Here is an 18,567-nt window from a genome sequence, read left to right as displayed (position 1 = left end):
TTTAATATTTCGTTAAATAGCGGTAAAGCTTAGAGCAACAACACGTAATAGCACACTAACGATACTAACCGTAACGCATCCAAATTTCTTAAGATGAGAATAAGCTGAGAAAGAGCTAAGAAAAAATATTTCTAAATTTATATAAATTTTCAGCTATACATAATTTAGTTCTTGGCAACACCATCGATAATTGTTCTTATCGCAAACAGGGACATGTCAAAAGGTGGTTATATGGACTTAGTAGATTTTCTAGGACTTGTTCATCCTTTCATAGCTATATTCTTTGTTTTTCCGTTACTTGGCATTGTGGTTAACTTTGCCTGGGCAACACGTCAGCGTCGTTTACAGAGCAAAAGTGCAGGTAAGAGCAAAATTCCAGCGTCGGTTGGTGTTGAACATAAACAATTGGGGAGTTGGCTAACAGGCGCCATTGTCGGACTTACTTTGCTAGGATTAGCTTATCCCATCGGCAAAAATATTATCACGAATCAAGTTTGGAGCAAGGCGCCGTTTCAGGTAATTTTTATTTTGTTGATGTTTGTAGCGACTATTACATCTTTAGTATTGCTCTACCGTGCGAATACAAAGCTATGGCGGTCTGTATTTGCAACTCTTACAGGTGCGGGTTTGATAATTTTAGGGTTTCAAGACGGAGTGTTTCGTCGTGATAACGAGTGGTTTTGGTCGCATTACTATATCGGTATGGCTGCGGCAATGCTAATGATTTTCTCTTTAGCGATTGTACCCGAAATTTATAAAGATAAGTCCCATCGCTGGCGCCTAATTCACACGATTTTAAATTGCGTTGCTTTATTATTATTTATGGGACAAGCAATGACAGGGACACGAGACTTATTAGAAATTCCTTTAAGTTGGCAAGAACCTTATATTTATAAGTGTGATTTTGTTAATAAAACTTGTCCTATATCTCAACCGGAATTAAAAAAGTGAGTAGATTCAACAGATTATTTCCTAAAATTGACTCTTTTTCACTACAATTTCGTTTGACAATCGGTATTATTATAGTTTCGGCTTTTGGATTAGCTGGTCTTGCTACTTGGACTGGTTGGAAAATGCAACGAATTTTAATCGATAGTCATAAGCGGAATATTCAGGAAATCGCTTCACGTCTACCGCGCGATGTCGAAGTTTACAGCGAGATGTTGCCAATTGAGACTGCATTACAAAAAGCAATTGACAATCGAACAGAAAATGACACTTTATTATGGGTAAAAAGTCAAGATACAAATCAAATAGTAGCTAAATCAAATAATTTAAATCCTGTATCTGGCTCTAACATTGCTAAATTAATTTCTCTTACAGAAATGCCTGATAAAGCAGAAATTTACGCAGTTAAAGGACATTACTTCGTTTTATGCGGTGAAAAATTAAGAATCAAAGGTGAGTTAATAGGTGAAATTTCTATAGCACAAGATATTACCCGTGACCAAACCATGTTTGTCACACTGCTACATAATGTAGGTATCGCTGGAATTGTGGTAATTGTAATAATATCAGCAACAATTGCATTCTACATTAAAAATTCCCTCCAACCTCTACGGCAAATTAGTCAAATGACGGCAGTAATTCAAGCAGAAGATTTAGACTCATATAAATTACACCTTGCTCAGGCGCCGACAGAGGTCAAAGAACTCGCTCAAACTGTTAATATGATGTTGTCTCGATTATCTCAAGCTTGGGAAAAAGAACGACAATTTACCAGTAATATTTCTCATGAACTGCGAACACCTTTAACTGTTGTATATGGATATTTACAAAGTGTGCTAAGAAGACAACAAAATTTAACCGAAATTCAGAAAGAAGCTTTGCAAACAGCAGCATCAGAAGCAGAACGTACTATTCATATATTACAAGATTTACTCGACTTAGTTAGAATCGATAGTAGATATGGGCATTTTGATATTAAACCTTGCACGTTAAATGACATAGTTTCTGATGTTGTGGAAATGGCATATAAAAATAGTAATAGACAAATTGAAATTGAGGCGCCTACTCATCAAATTATTGTAAAAGCAGATAGCAATAAACTTGAAAAAGTGTTACTTAACTTGATTGACAATGCAATCAAATATTCTCATCAAGATACACCTATAATTATAAAATTAAAGCAAATTAAAAACGAGGGCATAATTGAAGTTTTTGACAATGGCTATGGTATACCCTTACAACATCAATCTAGAATTTTTGAACGATTTTATCGTGTAGATGACGCGCGCAGTTCCAATGGTGGTACTGGTTTAGGTTTATCAATTGTTAAAAGCTTTATAGAAAGTATGGGGGGTACAGTTATGGTGAGTTCTAAAATAAATCAAGGAAGTGTATTTACCATTATTTTACCTTGTTGATGATTTGTAGGTTGGATGGAGGAACAGAACCCAACATAGGTAATATTATACTTACAATTGTTCCTTGTTCAAAATTAGATATAATCACTAACTTCCCACCATGTGCTTCAACAATACGTTTAGTTATTGCAAGTCCCAGTCCTGTACCATCCGGTTTTGTTGAATAAAATGGTTGAGTTAGTTTAGATAAAACCTCTGGTTCTATTATAGCGCCACCATTATACACATTGATTGTAACTTGATTAATATTTGATACTATATCTAACTTAATCGTATCTTCCACAGCAACAGCTTCATAAGCATTACGGATTATATTTATTAATACTTGTTTTAGCTTGTCTTTATCTCCGAGTACATGAACGTTCGTACTTGCAGGAGTAAATTTTATATATCTTCCCTCTGCCTCTGGCATATGCAGAAACTCTATAAGACATGTGACGAATTCGTTGAGACAAATTGGCGCCACTTGTAAAGCTTGGGGTTTAGCGTAAAGTAATATTTCTTGTAATAATCTTTCTAAACGATTACCTTCATCTAGCGCTAGAGATAATCGTAATTTTGCAGCATCATTCAAATCCAGTTTATTAAAATAATTCAATCCCATTTTCATGGTTGTCAAAGGATTGCGAATTTCATGGATAATACAAGCAGCAAATTCACCAATTGCCGCAAGACGTTCTTGTTCTACCAGTTGAGCTTGTGCTGCTTTTAATTCTTCAGTTCTCTGCGCGACTTCAGCTTCTAATAGTTCATTAAATTGCTGCTGTTGTTTATAAAGATGATAATTATCTATTGCTGTAGCGGCACGTTCTGCAAATAATTCCACTATATTAACTTCTGAAGGAGAAAAAGTGCGTGGTTCTTTATGAAATGAGCAAATTGTTCCAATAACTCCTGAATGAGAAGTACGCAATGGTATTCCTAAGTAAGCTTGATAACCTTCTGGAGCTTGACCATATTCTGTACAGCACTTAGTATCTTCGACTATTAAACTGCGTCCAGTTTCTATAACTGTTCCGGATAATTGACCATGTACAGAATAAGTACCTATTTCTCTACCTAAATCTATACTACTAGCTAGTACCTTGCCAAAACCTTGCTGACAAATAGTTACAACAGACCAATCAATACTAATTAACTCATTTACACCACAAGCTATTTCTTTTAAATATTCGCTTAATTCGCCATTTCTATGACTAAGCGACGATAAAACCTCTATTGTCCGCCTTTGCCGCCAGTAGAAGTCATCAAACATGATATACCTAAATAAAAAAATACCTATCTTATAGACTTAACACTTGATAGGACTTTTTCAGCTAAATAAAAACTTAAGATTTACTGGCGCCAGTGATTAATTATCGCGTAATGCATACCCGATACCCCGCACCGTATAAATTAAGCGTTTTTCATTATTTGCTTCCAACTTCAAACGCACATAGCGAACATAGACTTCTATAACGTTAGAGTCTCCAACAAAATCATAACCCCAAACTTTTTCTAAAATTTGTTCTCTGGTAAATACCTGACGCGGGTAACTCATTAAATACTCAAGCAAATCAAACTCTTTCGCAGTTAGTTCTATTGTTCTATTGCCTCGAAATACTTGACGAGTGCGACGGTTTAATTGTAAATCTTCAAATTGCAATACATCAGAACTATCTTCTTGAGTACGACGCAAATGAGCGCGGATTCTTGCTAACAACTCCTCAATACTAAATGGTTTAACGACGTAATCATCGGCGCCAGCATCTAAACCAGTCACACGGTCATTAACTTCATCTTTCGCGGTTAACAAAATAACAGGAATTTTACTCCCGGTCGCACGTAGACGACGGCAAAGTTCTACTCCAGTTAAACCAGGAACCATCCAATCTAAAATCGCTAAATCCGGCGCCGATTCCCGTGCTAAGGTAATTCCCGTCATTCCATCGTTAGCGACACTAACCTTATAACCTTCGCTAGTTAATTCTAACTCGACAAATCGAGCTAGCTTTACATCATCTTCCACCAAAAGAATATGTGCTGTCATAATTTCCCTGAATTAGATACCCGACTTTTTAAACAAGTCGGGTATCTTAATAATCTTACTGATTATTTGACTTCGCTTGGAGCAAAAGCGGTTATTTTACCTTGTTTAACTGCAACAACTACATCGTAAGTTGCACAATAAGCAAATGTAGTATTATTAGCTTTATTATAAAGATTTACAACCATACCTGCACCACCAGGTTGAACAGCAATTGGTTCCAAATCACCGAAGAAATAGCGACGGAGTTCATCACCACTGCCAAACATACCTTTATGTTTAGTTAGCATAGCAATTTTTTGACCAGGAGTTAAGCCTGTAACATCTTTCATTGCTTCTGCTTGAGCAGAACGCTGAGTTTCGGTCATCATTCCATTTGTTTCTTTTGCTACCGCTTGATTCGACTGTAAGTTAATTGCACTGAGTGAGGCGCCAATTGTGACTAAACCAGTTAGAGCAGCAGTAGTTACAATAGTTTTGAGATTCATTTTGGATGATTCCTTTATAAAATCGTCTGTCTTCGATGTTTATTAGTATTGATTGAATTCCTGAGTTTTTGCTGAGAACAGGATTAGCTGGTGTTAAAAACTACCATTATTTTTTTTAATCTACTTAATGGTAGTAAGCATTTATTCATGCATGACATAATTTAAGAGCTTAAAATTAGCTGAGAAAACCATAAGAACTTTCAAAGGTAAATCTCAGCTTTATAGACTGAAACATTTAGAGCCTTATAACCTTTAACCGGATAGCTTAAGCAACAATCAAGTTAGTTGGTTAAAGCTAAAGCAAAACCTATATCACTAACTGATGCTATATCGAGGAATATAAAGCTATGAAATTAAGAAGTTTTTTAATACTAAGTCTCGCATCCCTGTTGATAGCAAGCTGTGCAAAAGAAATTAGTGCAACTGAAAATCATGCGACTATGAAGTCTTCAAATAATCCTGTAGTTCAGTTAGCACAATCTCAACAAAATGTCAAAGTTGGTACTTTCGTTTCTGGAGAGCATACAACTCAAGGTACAGCAAGCATTATAAAAAATAACGGTAACTCGTTTCTAAAGCTGAACCAGTCATTTAAAACTTCCGACTCAGGGCCAGATTTAGTTGTGATTTTACATCGTTCAGATAACGTAATTGGTTCAACTAAGCCACCGTCCTATCCTTTAAAAAAAGGAGATTACGTTATTCTTGGTCGCTTACAAAAATTTAGCGGCGCCCAAACTTATGCCATCCCTAAAAATATCGATTTAGCAAATTATAAATCTGCTGCTATTTGGTGCCGTAAATTCAATGCTACCTTTGGTGCTGCAAAGTTAAGCAATAGCTGATACAGATTTGAGATTTTCCCTACGGGACATGAATAGATTGCGCGATATAATCACGATTTTACGTTCTGAACCGCGAATGTAGAGACGCAAAATTTACCTGCGGTACACTCCGTGAATGCGTCTTTACACGTCTGTTTTTATAAAATGATAGTTACTCCGTTTGGCACTCTATATCCTTTAAGAAGTGGGTTTATAGTTTTATCTCTAATCATTTAGATAAATATCATCAAAATCTAAGCAGTTTCTAATAATTTTATCAGAACAAATTCAGGTTAATTCTTCATACTAATAATTAAATCAAGTACCTGAAAAGTACAAGTATCATCAGAGGAAAAAATATGAAACGCTTAATTGCAACTAGTCTATCTGTAATGTTCTTATTTGCTATTAGCAATCCAGCTAATGCACAAACACGACATGGCAAAGAAGCATCTATTAGTCAAACTGTACAAGATAATCTGTCTAATACTTCTCGTAAATTAAAGCCTTTTCACCTTGTTTTTCTAGGCTATCAAGGATACTTAAAAAATCAGGGTATTTCTAGCTATGCAGGTTTTATTTCTGAGTCTCATCAAATGAATTTTTATGGTCGAGACCTTGTAAAAGCCGGAATTGACGCTAAACTCCTGCCTGCTGAAACATTAACTAATCGAGAATATATCAACGCAGTAAATAACGAATTGATGTCTTTTTATTCTGGTAGTTAATTTGCTACCAGGTGCATCGCTGCCAACTTATCTTTGGTAGTGATGCTTATTTATATCGTTGACGGCAGATTTGTTATGGTTAAGAGACACAACAAAATTGCAGGACAAATTTATCTTTGGCTTGCAATTCTAATTTTTGGAGCATCTAGCGCTATTACTCGAAAGTTAACAGAAATTGGCGCCCAACATTTTATAGATGCTCGTAATCCAATTTCTCTATGTAATGTTTTATTTGTCGGTAATATATGCGCCTTATTGGTTTTGATTACTATTTACAGGCGCCAGTGGAACAAAGCGATATTAAAGAAAATATCAATAATAAACTGGTTAAATCTGACAAAAGTTGCAATATTATCGGGAGCTATCGCACCTGCTTTAATCTTTCAAGCATTGGCGTTAACTAATGTTAATAATGTTGTTTTGATTGGGCGCTTAGAACCACCTTTAACACTAGCTTTATCAGTTTTTGTTTTGAAGCAACGGGTCAATATTTGGGAAACTGTAGGAGCAGTTACTGCCTTTATTGGTGTCACCTTAACCATAATTCTTCAGCCTCCAGGACAATCCACGATGCATATGGGAGTTAACATAGGTATTGGAGAAATATTGTCCGCAATAGGAGCTGTGGCTTTAGCTGTTTCTACAATTATTAGCAAACAACATCTTTATAAAATTCCTTTAGGAATCTACAGTGTATTTCGTACAGCTTTGGGAACAATAATATTTTTCTTTCTTGCTTTAATAATTTATGGTCGCGACCATTTTACAGATGTGTTTTCGCCTTTTCTCTGGCAGTGGATGTTAGTATATGGTTTTGTAATTGTAGTTTTAGGTCAATCCTTTTGGATTAAAGGCTTGAAAGCTTCCACTGTATCGGTAGCTTCTTTAGTTAGCTCATTTACACCACTCGTAGGCATCTTAGCAGCTTACTTCATTTTGGGCGAGGCGCCGACTATGGCTCATTATATTGGTGGTAGCTTGATTTTAATGGGTATTTTGTTGAGTCAAATTGGAATTAGGCGCCAAGCTTCCCTTAGAACTGAGTTGCCAAAAATGATTTCTACATCCGCACAACACAAGGTAGAAACAACTATAGGATTTAAAGGAATGTAATTTTTTTAACACATGAAATTAAGCTCGAATTAATAATTAGTAGTTTGATACAAAATCCTTTATCTCATCAACTTCTCTCTTATCCGTGTCCTCTGCGCCTAATAAGGTAAAAATCTCTACCAATTCAATAACTAGTGATATAGACTATTAGCCGCCTCCATGCCCACCTCGTCCGAAACTGCCAAAACCACTGCGCCCAGATGTAGAATGACTGGCGCCACTACCAACTTTACTAGAACCACTATCACTGGCGCCACTACCAAACCGACTACCTGAACTACCCCCGTAGTAGCTTCGACTACCACTACTAGCACTACTCGAACTTGGTGGACAGTTGTTTACTTTTTGGTTTGGTTGTCCTTGTACAGTTTGCGTGCGGTTACATTCCTGACTTGTTTCGGGAGTAGATGCACAAGAAGCGAGTAATGAAATTGTCATGAACGTGACAATAAGTTTTAATAAGCTAGGTTTAAGTTTCATTTGATTTTATAGTTAAGTTTTTAGGTCAAACTGCAAAGCTTTAAAACAGTAACTAAAGTAACTACAGTTTGGGAGAACCAAATTTCGCTCTTGTGGGATAGCTAACTGCCTGTCCAAAATATAAAGGACAGGCAGGGATGCCTGTTCCACAAGCCTGTTCCACAAGCCTGTTCCACAAGCCTGTTCCACAAGATTATTGATTCTGCGACACTCTTGTTAGCATGTGGCAGAATTTAGAGAAGAACAAACATAAAGAACAAAAACTTCCACACTTACTATTTCCCAGAATGACCGCAACAATACCAAACACCAACCTCCCTAGCGTTTACGACCCAAAAGCCGCTGAATCTAAGTGGCAACAGTTTTGGGAAGATAACCATATATATAAGGCAGACCCCAATAACCAAGCCGAACCGTACTGTATCGTTATTCCTCCTCCTAACGTTACGGGAAGCTTGCATATGGGACATGCTTTCGATAACTCCCTGATTGATACATTAGTTCGCTACCATCGGATGAAAGGCAAAAACGCCTTATATCTCCCTGGTACTGACCATGCGAGTATTGCTGTACAAACGATTCTTGAAAAGCAACTCAAAGCAGAAGGTAAAACTCGTTACGACTTGGGACGCGACAAGTTTCTCGAAAAGGCTTGGCAGTGGAAGGCTGAGTCTGGAGGGACTATTGTCAATCAGTTGCGGCGTTTAGGTGTGTCGGTGGACTGGACGCGCGAACGGTTCACTTTAGATGAGGGTTTATCAAAAGCTGTATTAGAAGCTTTCGTTAAAATTTATGATGAAGGACTAATATATAGAGGCGAGTATTTAGTAAACTGGTGTCCTGAATCGCAATCGGCGGTTTCAGATTTAGAGGTTGACCAAAAAGAAGTAAATGGCAACCTTTGGCATTTCCGTTACCCACTTTCTGATAATTCGGGTTTCGTAGAAGTTGCCACAACTCGTCCTGAGACAATGTTGGGTGATACAGCAGTTGCGGTTAATCCAAACGACGAACGTTATAAAGATTTCATTGGCAAGACTTTAACTTTGCCAATAATGAATCGAGAAATTCCAATTATTGCTGATGAACTTGTTGACCCAACTTTTGGTACTGGTTGCGTTAAGGTTACACCTGCCCATGACCTGAACGACTTTCAAATGGGTAAACGTCACAATTTGCCGTTTATCAATATTATGAATAAAAACGGCGCCCTCAATGAAAACGCCGGAGAATTTCAAGGGCAAGACCGTTTTGTTGCGCGTAAGAATGTTGTTGCAAAGCTGGAAGAGCTAGGTGTTTTAGTTAAAATTGAAGAGTACAAACATACAGTTCCATATAGTGAAAGAGGTAAGGTTCCTGTTGAACCGCTACTTTCCACGCAGTGGTTTGTTAAAATTCGTCCTTTGGCAGATAATGCGCTCTCTTGCCTTGATAATCAAAATTCTCCAAACTATGTTCCGCAGCGTTGGAGTAAAGTTTATCGCGACTGGTTAGTTAAGCTAGAAGATTGGTGTATTTCTCGGCAGTTATGGTGGGGTCATCAAATTCCTGCTTGGTATGCAGTTAGCCAAACAAATGGCGAAATTACAGATACTACTCCCTTTGTTGTTGCTAAAAACGAAGAAGAAGCAATACAAAAAGCAAAACAACAATTTGGCGAAGATGTAAAACTCGAACGTGACCCAGATGTATTAGATACTTGGTTTTCTGCTGGGTTATGGCCGTTTTCAACACTGGGATGGCCTGAACAAACTCCTGATTTAGCCAAGTATTATCCTACTAGTGTTTTAGTCACTGGCTTTGACATTATATTTTTCTGGGTAGCTAGAATGACTATGATGGCTGGGCATTTTACTGGACAAATGCCGTTTAAAGATGTTTACATCCACGGGTTAGTTCTTGATGAGAAGGGCAAGAAAATGTCCAAGTCAGCGGGTAATGGTATTGACCCGTTGTTGCTAATTGAGAAATATGGTACTGATGCACTGCGATATACGTTAATTAAAGAAGTTGCTGGCGCCGGACAAGATATTCGTTTAGACTACGACCGTAAGAAAAATGAATCGCAGTCGTTTGAAGCTTCGCGTAATTTTGCTAACAAACTATGGAATGCTTCGCGGTTCGTAATGATGAACCTAGATGAACAAACTCCTGCACAACTGGGAGTTCCGCAACCAAGCGAACTTAGCGATAAGTGGATACTTTCACGGTATAACCAAGTTATTAAACAAACTAGTAATTATATTGATAATTATGGTTTGGGTGAGGCTGCAAAAGGACTTTATGAGTTTATTTGGGGTGATTTTTGCGACCAGTATATTGAGCTTGTTAAATCTAGGTTGCAAAGTGATGCAGACCCAAGTTCACGTAAAGCTGCACAGCATACGCTTGGTTATGTTTTAGAAGGGATTTTGAAGTTACTGCATCCTTATATGCCTCATATTACTGAGGAAATTTGGCATACGCTTACTCAAAAAGGCGCCGATTCTAAGGAAAGTTTATCGTTACAGCGTTATCCAGAGGTTGATGAGAGTCGGGTTGATGTAGGTTTGGAAGAATCATTTGATTTGTTATTTGGAGTGATTCGCACTATTCGGAATTTACGTGCGGAAGCTGATGTTAAACCGGGTGTGAAGGTTGCTATTAATTTGCAGACTGATAGTAGTAGGGAACGGGAGGTTTTAGCTGCTGGAGAAGTTTATATTAAGGATTTGGCGAAGGTTGAGAGTTTGAGTGTTGGTGGTGGGGAGGTGGAGATACATGAAGAAAGCATGGGGGAAAGCACTGAAGTGCTTACAACGGTGCTTACAACAAGGGTGCTTACAACCACGACGAAAAAATTCCAAATTCCTCAACAGTGGCGCCTTTATCTCAAGATTATTGGTGTAATACTTTCAGTTAGAGTTGGGTTTGCTGTTTTTAATGCTATTAATCATGTTGCTGTATTAGCTTGGTTTTTTGAGGTAGTCGGTCTTGGTTTCTCTGGTTGGTATTTAGCGAATAATGTTTTTAACAAGGAAAAAAGACAGCAAATACTTCAAACTGCATCCAAGTCGGTAGAAAAAGTACCACAACCAACGGTAGAATCTGAGCCGAACCAAGAAGAAGAAGCTATTGCAGGTGTTATCGGTACTGTACAAGTTATTTTGCCGTTAACCGGAGTCGTTGATATTGCTGCCTTTTGTGCCAAGCTACAGAAAAAACTTGAAAAAATCGAAAACGATATCAAGTCTCTTTCTGCTAGACTTAATAACCCAGGTTTTGTTAATAATGCTTCCCCTGAAGTTGTTCAGGGTGTACGCGATAATTTAGCCGAAGCCGAAAAACAAGCACAAATCTTACGTGACCGCATTCAAAAATTATCACAATAGGATGCGCTGTAGAGACGTGATTAATCACGTCTCTACACGCGCAATATCATTACTTATGTTGTATCTAGCCCAAGTACATAAAAACGAATTTCTCGAACAATACCAGTTACGTTTGTTAGCTCGTAAAGAAGCTGAAAATATGTGGGCTACTATTCCTGAAGAAGCGTTTATTCTTTTGGGTAAAAGTAGTGCGATGACCGAAAAGCTACTGGTTTTAGTTGAACTTTCACCCACTGGTGATATTGAACGACTCGAAGATGCTACAAATTGGGTGCTATCTTTAGTAAATACTTACTTAAGTACTGGCATTACCCCAGATTTTCTGACGCAAGAAAAAGAACGTGCGGAACAATGGCGCCAAAATTTAACTTTACAAAACCAAGATTTAGCACGTCGCTCGCTAGAATTAGAAGCACGACGCGAACAAATTCAAGCTTTAGAAGAAAGTTTAAAGCGTGAGAAAAGCTCCTTCAGTAATGGTAGTCATCCTGAAGAAAGCTAGGAAGTTGCGAGTAACCCAGTTTTACAAAGCAGTACTATGCTACTTTGCTGCTGAGTTTCACAATGTGTTTGATTAAGCTTCATTAACATTTCTACTAACCAAGCTAATTTTACCTGTCGCTTGAGGCGCCGTAGCTCCTTCCATACATATAGTGATTCTGCGACTCTCCAACCGTATTTTTTAAAAAAGCTTGTTCCTTCAGTAGGAGCAAATAATAAAGTTTTATTTCCACTAGCAAAATATTGGTCAAATATTTTACGAGCGTATATTTTATCATAATTTTGTAGAGTGTCTGCTGACTCTAACTCAAATAACCACCAGTTCAAGTTTGATTGCTCATAAATATCAGCAGCAATAGATGCTACTTGTGGTTCTGGTAAATAAGAAAGAAGTCCCTCAGTAATTACAAGTGCTTGTTTAGAATTTTTGGTAATCTCAGCAAATAAACGTTTTCTTTCAGAAATATCTGTAATATCTAACTTAACTCGCTCCAAAGTACAAACAGGTGTAGCTTGTAAGAGTTTTTGTTCCTTTTCAGCCAAAATATCAGCAAAATCAATTTCAACCCAGCGAAGCGACCCAGGAAGATTTAATCGATAAGGACGAGTATCTAGTCCTGCCGCTAAGTTTAACACCGTATCAATCTCGTGAGACTGAACCAGCTTTTCAATTTGTTCATCGATAAGACGAGTACGAAGCGCTATCGCATTGGTGATTTTTTCCTTTTCTCCAAGCACCTCAACCAACATCGCTCCCTTACCCCCTGCAAGTAAACGTGCGTAAGGGTCATGAAATAAAGCATCAGCGCGTTCGCTTTCCAAAGCACGGTACATCGCTACCAAATAGGCAGTATCTGCAATATTTTTCATGTGTATAATAATTAATTATAAATATTTTTGTTGTAGATACCTAATGATATATAAAATGGCGCCTACGCTATTTACTTATTCACTACTATAATTGATTGTCAGGAGAAACCTGGTTTCTACCCAAAATATTTATTTTCATTACAATATTTCAATAAAAAACCAGGTTTCTGTGGGAACAGATAATGGTATTATAAACGTCTTTAACTAATCCCAACCAGAAAGCTGTACGTCAATGAACTCAAATAAGCTGTCAACTGCTTGCTTATTATTACTAATTTTATCAACCAGCGCACCCTTCAATACGCGCGCATTTGCATCAGATATAAGCGAAATTAAAGCATCAATACAGCAAGCAGCACTAAGAAAATTATCTAAAAAAGTTAATGCTCCTATTGACAAATTAGAAATTGTCTATACCTTTAAACCAACTTTTCGGACTATTGGCAAAAGTGGATTTGGATTTGTAGTTGTAGACAAACGTAACGGTAAAATATTTGACATAGCAGTCGATGCCAATGGACAAGAAATGAATATAGAGAAATTAGCGCAACAAGATAAAACTGCTTATGTATCTAAATATGGAAAACTATCACAAGGTTTATTTGAAAAACTTGCAGATACTAAACCCAATGACCAAATCTCTGTGGTAATTAAATTAAAAGTAGAACGTCAAGATGTAAAAAGTATTCAGGCGCCAGTGACCGTCAGTACAGATACGCAACAACAAACTATAGAAAACGAACGAGTTGTAAATGAGGCAATTAATAAAATTGAAGAATTAGGGTTTAATGTAAATGGCGATAACTCCAGTCCTGCGGTATATGGAAATTTAACTCCTGCTCAAATACGTGCAATAGAAAAGCTAGATATTGTCGATAACATCGATATATTATAGGTTGGGTGGAGGCTTTGCGTTTACGTAGTACGCCGTAGCTCACATCTTGCAGCATTCTCAACAAGCCAAAAGAAACCGGGCTTCTTTACGATAAATTAGGGTTTTATAGCGAAATTTTTGTGACTGTTGCCCGGTTTCTAAGCCTGGTGCATTCCGGTGAGGTAGGCGCAACCCAACACAAACACTTGTTATCTCACCAATAACCGCCTATGGTTGAAACCCATAGGCGGTGGGGCATAAGTCCATTAAAATGGACTGAATATAATTACGTTAAATTAATTAAATTAATATTTAGATTTATTAGTTTATACTTACAAGCCTAAGATAAAACTTATCTTATTAATATCCATTAATTACTTTTATAAGGGTAAAGAGCTTTTACAGCAGCCAAACGAACTTCTTCACTTTCATCATAAACTAACTGTGCTAAAACTGTTTCTGGCGTATTCTTATTCTCCGCAACCGCATGGCGAATAAAATCAAGTTTGTCTTGTGCAAGTTTTTTAAGAGTAGATTCTGAAGTTTGAATATTACGAGCAACGTAATAACGTATTCTCTCACTTCTATCGTTTTGATCTTTTGCTAAATAATCTAAAGTCTTAGTTGGTGTGTTTTTATTTGATGCAACTGCTCGACGTATACCATATTCTTCATCGTAAGCTAATATTTTCAGTATATCTGCTGGAGCATTAGAATTCGCTGCTACTGACAATCGTATTTCTGTTTGATTACTAGTATAAAATTTTTCTAACAACTTAATGGATATATTTGGATTACGTACAGCAACACAAAAAATTTCTTTATCTTGCCTGAGTTGAAGATGTTCTTCTCTTTCTTCAGGAATATGTTTCGCAATTCTACATTGAAAATATTTATTACAATGCGTTGCTAAATTTTCTAGTATATTGCCTGGAGTATTAGGATTTCTAGCAACTTTATGACGCACACCAAAAACAGAATCTTGAGATAGTTTTTCTAGCATTTTGACTGGAATACAGGGATTCTCTGCTAAAATACTGCGTACTCTTGCGTCTTTATCGTCAGCTAGTTCTGTCAAAAAACTTAGAGGAATTTTAGAACTTCTTGCTAGAGAAGCTCTGATTTTAGAATCATGATTATGAAGTGCCCAGTTAAGAAAAAAAATTGGTAGCTCAAATTGTTGAAAGATATGTTTATTTGATTTATATAAGTCTTCAAAAAAACATGGATTTTCAAGTAGTAATAGACAAAGAGCAGGGTTGTTTAAAACAGAATTTGGCGCCTCAGAGAATAACTTTATAAGTACATCTACTGGTGTATTAGGATTTTGAGCAACAGCGATGCGTGTTTTTACCTGACTACTTATAGCTAATTCTCGCAAACGTTCGCCAGGTGTAGTTTCATCTAACGCCTCTTCCAAACTTTCTCTCATAGTAATGGAATCACAAGTACTATCTCTATATACTTATTATTCCCTACTTAAATAAAAAAATTACCTTTGTGACCTTTGTGCCTTTGTGGTTTAAACTCTTTTCTCTGTGAACTCTGTGGTAAACAAACTAATATACTGTTGTAACGGGTATGGTGGACAGCTTAAATGAGCAAGCAATTAACATCACAACAAGGAGCTTTATTTTTAGAATATCAGGAAAAGTGGAGAAAAATAGCACTTTCAACGGAACCCATTGACAAAGAAAAAGCAAAAGTAGCAGTTAAAAGTGCATATACACTAATTGGTGAGCCACAACCTGAAGTTCTAATTTTTGATAGTCCTTATGCTGCGGGTTTGGCACTTGATAAATTACTTTACGAAACAGGTTTTTCAGAGCTAAAGTATAATGATATGCTAGATAGGCTTTGGGATAAGTTATTTACTTATCTTACTCATGCACCTGAAGATAAAGAAGACCCTAAACTATGGCATTTAACACACCATATTCATGATTTAGTTACAAGTCATATGTGGGAATTAGATTCTTCATTTGGTATAGGTAATATTTATATTCCAGAAGAGTTTGAAGCGGGTAACGTTCAGCCAGATACTGCATGTTGTGAAGCTAACTGGTTTGATTTTTGTATTTCTGAATTAAATTATCAGCACGACTCTAATCATTGGGAAATTTATGAAGCAATTCTTAAAAACTGTGGATGGATTGCTTCATATCAGGAGGTTTGTATTGTTTGTGAGCGTCCTTGTAAAATACTTTTTGATAATCAATTTAATCTTCATGCTGAAGGTGAAGCTGCGATTGAATTTATTGATGGGTTTAAATTATATGCCCATCATGGGGTAAGATTTGAGCCAGATTAAACTTATGTAATGAACCACAAAGGACACAAAGGAAGAAAAAGAAGATACAGTTTTAAAATTTTACGAATGATTTAGGACTGCTATAGACTACTTGTATTATGTTATACTAATAACGGCTGAAAACTATACTTTTAAAGCAAGCGAAAATCTTTAAGATGCTTCGTCCCTCAGCATGACAAAAGTCTAAATTTTACCCGTTCGCAGTATACAACATGGGTGTTATATCTGGAATCTCTAAGTAAAAACTATAAACAAGACTATATAGAGTAATAAAAATAACAATTTTTTTTAGTCCTCTTGAAGAGGACTTTGGCTATTAGCATATGGGTTTTCAACCCTATGCGGGTCAGAACGTAGCGAATAATTTGCAATTACTGAGTATAATTCTACTCTTATATTTGAAACGGGCAAGGATGCCCGTTCCACAAGAGTTATTTTACAAGAACTATTCTGTAAATTAGACAGAGGTTGTGCGAACTTCGGTTGCTGCTAGTAGTTCTCTGACAACTCTTGCCGCAGCTTTTTGTGCGATTTGACCAGTAATTTGTTGCCCTAACTTTTGTACATCAGGGTTAAAAAGTATTTGGGTAAGTTGAGGCGCCAGTTGATTTGCATCAAAGCCGCGTGTTTCTTGTAAAATTTTGGCAATGTTCTTGATGTGTTCCAAGGTTTGCTGCTGGTCGGTGTTGGCAGCAGGCGCCTCTGTTACTGCGGTTAGTCCAACTTGTTGACGTAGTAAAGTTGTAAAATTGTGCAAAGCATTTCTTCGTAACCCATCGACAGTTTTAAACAACTCGTCAACAAGTTTTTCACGAATATACTGACCACGTTCGGATGATAGAAAGTCGAGTGCTTGGTTTAGTACTAAGTTAAAGTCGTACTCTTGGTTGCCACGCGCGTTCTTTAACAAATTTTCTAAACGGTTCCAACGGAAGCTGCCATCTTTAAATAATAAGTCTCTTAAAGAGTTTCTTAATTGCGGCGCCGGGTCGGTTAATAATCGTTTTGCGACATATGGATATGCTTCGCTTAATACTTTAAAGTTGGGGTCGATGTAAATAGCGATACCTTCGAGTGTTACCAAGGAGCGAATAATCAACGCGTAATAAGGGGGTACACGGAAGGGATACTCGTACATCAATTCTGACAGGTCGTCAGTTATACTCTTGATGTTAAAGTCGGCAACACTGGCGCCTTGAGCATTAGCAAAGACTTTGGCAAACGCTGGGACTATTGGCGTTAAGTCGGTATCGGGGGTGAGAAAATCTAGATTGACGTAATCTTGAGCTAAACCTTCAAAATCTCGGTTGACCACGTGAACAATAGCTTCGATTAAACCATAACGCTGTGCTGGTTGAACTTCGCTCATCATCCCAAAGTCTAAATAAGCGAGTTTTCCATCAGGTGTAGCAAGTAAGTTGCCTGGGTGAGGGTCAGCATGGAAAAATCCATGTTCGAGTAACTGCCGCAGCGAACACTGTACACCAACTTCGATTAAATAACGAGCATCGATTCCTTGCGCGCGCAATTCCTCAGTTTGATTTAATTTTGTTCCATATATCCATTCCATCGTTAACACACGACGGTTTGTATACTCCCAATAAATTTTGGGAACGTAAATATCTTTAATGTGACCGTAAAGCTGGAAAAATCGCTCTGCGTTTTCACCTTCGTGGATGTAGTCCATTTCCTCGAAGATACGTTCACCCAACTCATCGAGTATTCCCACTAAGTCGCTACGTACACGCTTTACTGCCCGTTGTGCCCATCCAGCAAGTTTACGAAGCAAGTATAAATCTATAGCTATAGCTTCGCGTAAGTCAGGACGTTGAATTTTTACGGCAACTTCTTCACCACTGAAAAGCTTTGCTTTGTATACCTGTCCTAACGAAGCAGCAGCTATTGGGTGAGGTGAAATTTCTGCGTAAACTTCGTGTGGCTTTTGTCCAAGTTCTTCTTCTATAAATTGATATGCTATTTCGTTTGGGAACGCAGGTAGTTTATCTTGTAGCTGCGTTAGTTCTTCTAAATATACAACAGGCACCAAATCTGGACGTGTTGATAAAGCTTGCCCAATTTTTATATACGCTGGCCCAAGTTTGGTCAGCAGTTTACGAAACTGTATAGCGCGCTTGACGTCGTTTTTTACTTTGACACCTCGTTTTCCATCCCACCATATCCCAAAAGCAAACGCCAATGTTGGCGCCAATACCTTGAATATTCTTTTCAATACCCGAAATAGACGCGACTGATAGTAAAGCGCAATTGCATCAGCATTGTACTTTAACTGCAATTCACTATTGCCGAAAGTCGAAGTTACCGCTCTTGGAGGTAAGTTTGCTAACTCACCTGGTGCGCTATTTAAAGCCATAAGTTCAACAGATGTCAGCGCTTCGGGGTGACTTTCTTTTTCAAGCACTAGGTCTGGTTGGGAAACTCTATTCACGTTCATGAACTACCACCACAGCTATATTGTTAAGTATTGTAACAAGTAATAAATTAATATTAAATTAATTACACCAAGGCGCCTCTATATTTCAGCTTAACTTGCTTCATTAAAAGGGATGTACCCAAAAAACCGCCAATATTATGTTAGCGAGCCGACAATAAGCAGT

At 37.4% G+C, this 18,567-nt stretch carries 16 protein-coding genes; 9 read left to right on the top strand and 7 right to left on the bottom strand.

Features of this window, described 5'->3' with window-relative positions:
• Window positions 1–231: 231 nt before the first annotated feature.
• Window positions 232–951: a DUF4079 domain-containing protein gene (locus tag DSM106972_RS14365; RefSeq protein WP_127081587.1), complete on the top strand. Its 720-nt coding sequence runs from the start codon at window positions 232–234 to the stop codon at window positions 949–951.
• Window positions 948–2,366: a sensor histidine kinase gene (locus DSM106972_RS14360; RefSeq protein ID WP_127081352.1), complete on the top strand. Its 1,419-nt coding sequence runs from the start codon at window positions 948–950 to the stop codon at window positions 2,364–2,366. Before DSM106972_RS14365 ends, DSM106972_RS14360 begins: the two co-directional genes overlap by 4 nt.
• On the opposite strand, the gene DSM106972_RS14355 is transcribed toward DSM106972_RS14360, so the two are convergent.
• The 3 genes from DSM106972_RS14355 to DSM106972_RS14345 form a co-directional block, all read right to left on the bottom strand.
• The gene (locus DSM106972_RS14355; protein WP_127081351.1) at window positions 2,350–3,621 is read right to left on the bottom strand and encodes a GAF domain-containing sensor histidine kinase; all 1,272 of its coding nucleotides are present in this window, start codon (window positions 3,619–3,621) and stop codon (window positions 2,350–2,352) included. The genes DSM106972_RS14360 and DSM106972_RS14355 overlap by 17 nt on opposite strands.
• Before the next feature lie 96 nt (window positions 3,622–3,717).
• A complete protein-coding gene (locus tag DSM106972_RS14350; protein WP_127081350.1) occupies window positions 3,718–4,395 on the bottom strand; it encodes a response regulator transcription factor in 678 nt (225 codons plus the stop codon).
• Window positions 4,396–4,457: 62 nt separating this feature from the next.
• Window positions 4,458–4,880 (bottom strand): hypothetical protein, encoded by a 423-nt coding sequence (locus tag DSM106972_RS14345; protein ID WP_127081349.1) that lies wholly within the window; start codon window positions 4,878–4,880, stop codon window positions 4,458–4,460.
• Window positions 4,881–5,227: 347 nt separating this feature from the next.
• Between DSM106972_RS14345 and DSM106972_RS14340 the strand changes: the two genes are divergently transcribed.
• The 3 genes from DSM106972_RS14340 (at window position 5,228) to DSM106972_RS14330 (ending at window position 7,545) form a co-directional block, all read left to right on the top strand.
• A complete protein-coding gene (locus DSM106972_RS14340) occupies window positions 5,228–5,725 on the top strand; it encodes a DM13 domain-containing protein (protein ID WP_127081348.1) in 498 nt (165 codons plus the stop codon).
• A 338-nt stretch (window positions 5,726–6,063) separates the two neighbouring features.
• Complete coding sequence (locus DSM106972_RS14335; RefSeq protein ID WP_127081347.1) at window positions 6,064–6,432, top strand: hypothetical protein; 369 nt, start codon at window positions 6,064–6,066, stop codon at window positions 6,430–6,432.
• Between the two features lie 75 nt (window positions 6,433–6,507).
• Complete coding sequence (locus DSM106972_RS14330) at window positions 6,508–7,545, top strand: DMT family transporter (protein ID WP_233787246.1); 1,038 nt, start codon at window positions 6,508–6,510, stop codon at window positions 7,543–7,545.
• Between the two features lie 147 nt (window positions 7,546–7,692).
• Here DSM106972_RS14330 and DSM106972_RS14325 read toward each other — a convergent pair whose 3' ends face one another.
• A complete protein-coding gene (locus DSM106972_RS14325) occupies window positions 7,693–8,025 on the bottom strand; it encodes a hypothetical protein (RefSeq protein ID WP_127081345.1) in 333 nt (110 codons plus the stop codon).
• Between the two features lie 287 nt (window positions 8,026–8,312).
• On the opposite strand from DSM106972_RS14325, the gene DSM106972_RS14320 reads away from it, so the two are divergent.
• Window positions 8,313–11,396 (top strand): valine--tRNA ligase, encoded by a 3,084-nt coding sequence (locus tag DSM106972_RS14320; RefSeq protein ID WP_127081344.1) that lies wholly within the window; start codon window positions 8,313–8,315, stop codon window positions 11,394–11,396.
• 55 nt (window positions 11,397–11,451) lie between these two features.
• Window positions 11,452–11,898, top strand: coding sequence for an HmpF-related protein (locus DSM106972_RS14315; protein WP_127081343.1), 447 nt, complete (start codon window positions 11,452–11,454; stop codon window positions 11,896–11,898).
• On the opposite strand, the gene DSM106972_RS14310 is transcribed toward DSM106972_RS14315, so the two are convergent.
• Window positions 11,895–12,767, bottom strand: coding sequence for a class I SAM-dependent methyltransferase (locus DSM106972_RS14310; protein ID WP_127081342.1), 873 nt, complete (start codon window positions 12,765–12,767; stop codon window positions 11,895–11,897). The two genes, DSM106972_RS14315 and DSM106972_RS14310, sit on opposite strands and share 4 nt — an antisense overlap.
• A 232-nt stretch (window positions 12,768–12,999) precedes the next feature.
• Between DSM106972_RS14310 and DSM106972_RS14305 the strand changes: the two genes are divergently transcribed.
• Entirely contained in the window at window positions 13,000–13,662 is a 663-nt protein-coding gene (locus DSM106972_RS14305) for a hypothetical protein (protein ID WP_127081341.1), read from the top strand.
• 349 nt (window positions 13,663–14,011) lie between these two features.
• Here the strand turns inward: DSM106972_RS14305 and DSM106972_RS14300 are convergent, their stop codons facing one another.
• Window positions 14,012–15,073, bottom strand: a complete 1,062-nt coding sequence (locus DSM106972_RS14300) for a HEAT repeat domain-containing protein (protein WP_127081340.1) — start codon at window positions 15,071–15,073, stop codon at window positions 14,012–14,014.
• 165 nt (window positions 15,074–15,238) lie between these two features.
• On the opposite strand from DSM106972_RS14300, the gene DSM106972_RS14295 reads away from it, so the two are divergent.
• Window positions 15,239–15,952 (top strand): DUF6745 domain-containing protein, encoded by a 714-nt coding sequence (locus DSM106972_RS14295; RefSeq protein WP_127081339.1) that lies wholly within the window; start codon window positions 15,239–15,241, stop codon window positions 15,950–15,952.
• A 457-nt stretch (window positions 15,953–16,409) separates the two neighbouring features.
• Here DSM106972_RS14295 and DSM106972_RS14290 read toward each other — a convergent pair whose 3' ends face one another.
• Window positions 16,410–18,404 (bottom strand): ABC1 kinase family protein, encoded by a 1,995-nt coding sequence (locus DSM106972_RS14290; RefSeq protein ID WP_127081338.1) that lies wholly within the window; start codon window positions 18,402–18,404, stop codon window positions 16,410–16,412.
• Window positions 18,405–18,567 lie beyond the last annotated feature (163 nt).

Origin of the sequence: Dulcicalothrix desertica PCC 7102 (genome assembly GCF_003991905.1) — a bacterium.
In the GTDB taxonomy this organism is placed as follows: Bacteria; Cyanobacteriota; Cyanobacteriia; order Cyanobacteriales; family Nostocaceae; genus Dulcicalothrix; species Dulcicalothrix desertica.
This window is presented reverse-complemented; position numbering and strand designations above follow the sequence as displayed.

Bases quoted from the DNA above. Each gene is read 5' to 3' on its own strand.
- DSM106972_RS14355 (WP_127081351.1), bottom strand. From the start codon at position 3,621: ATGTTTGATGACTTCTACTGGCGGCAAAGGCGGACAATAGAGGTTTTA.
- DSM106972_RS14350 (WP_127081350.1), bottom strand. From the start codon at position 4,395: ATGACAGCACATATTCTTTTGGTGGAAGATGATGTAAAGCTAGCTCGA.
- DSM106972_RS14345 (WP_127081349.1), bottom strand. From the start codon at position 4,880: ATGAATCTCAAAACTATTGTAACTACTGCTGCTCTAACTGGTTTAGTC.
- DSM106972_RS14325 (WP_127081345.1), bottom strand. From the start codon at position 8,025: ATGAAACTTAAACCTAGCTTATTAAAACTTATTGTCACGTTCATGACA.
- DSM106972_RS14305 (WP_127081341.1), top strand. From the start codon at position 13,000: ATGAACTCAAATAAGCTGTCAACTGCTTGCTTATTATTACTAATTTTA.
- DSM106972_RS14320 (WP_127081344.1), top strand. From the start codon at position 8,313: ATGACCGCAACAATACCAAACACCAACCTCCCTAGCGTTTACGACCCA.
- DSM106972_RS14365 (WP_127081587.1), top strand. From the start codon at position 232: ATGGACTTAGTAGATTTTCTAGGACTTGTTCATCCTTTCATAGCTATA.
- DSM106972_RS14290 (WP_127081338.1), bottom strand. From the start codon at position 18,404: ATGAACGTGAATAGAGTTTCCCAACCAGACCTAGTGCTTGAAAAAGAA.
- DSM106972_RS14310 (WP_127081342.1), bottom strand. From the start codon at position 12,767: ATGAAAAATATTGCAGATACTGCCTATTTGGTAGCGATGTACCGTGCT.
- DSM106972_RS14330 (WP_233787246.1), top strand. From the start codon at position 6,508: ATGGTTAAGAGACACAACAAAATTGCAGGACAAATTTATCTTTGGCTT.
- DSM106972_RS14340 (WP_127081348.1), top strand. From the start codon at position 5,228: ATGAAATTAAGAAGTTTTTTAATACTAAGTCTCGCATCCCTGTTGATA.
- DSM106972_RS14295 (WP_127081339.1), top strand. From the start codon at position 15,239: ATGAGCAAGCAATTAACATCACAACAAGGAGCTTTATTTTTAGAATAT.
- DSM106972_RS14300 (WP_127081340.1), bottom strand. From the start codon at position 15,073: ATGAGAGAAAGTTTGGAAGAGGCGTTAGATGAAACTACACCTGGCGAA.
- DSM106972_RS14315 (WP_127081343.1), top strand. From the start codon at position 11,452: ATGTTGTATCTAGCCCAAGTACATAAAAACGAATTTCTCGAACAATAC.
- DSM106972_RS14335 (WP_127081347.1), top strand. From the start codon at position 6,064: ATGAAACGCTTAATTGCAACTAGTCTATCTGTAATGTTCTTATTTGCT.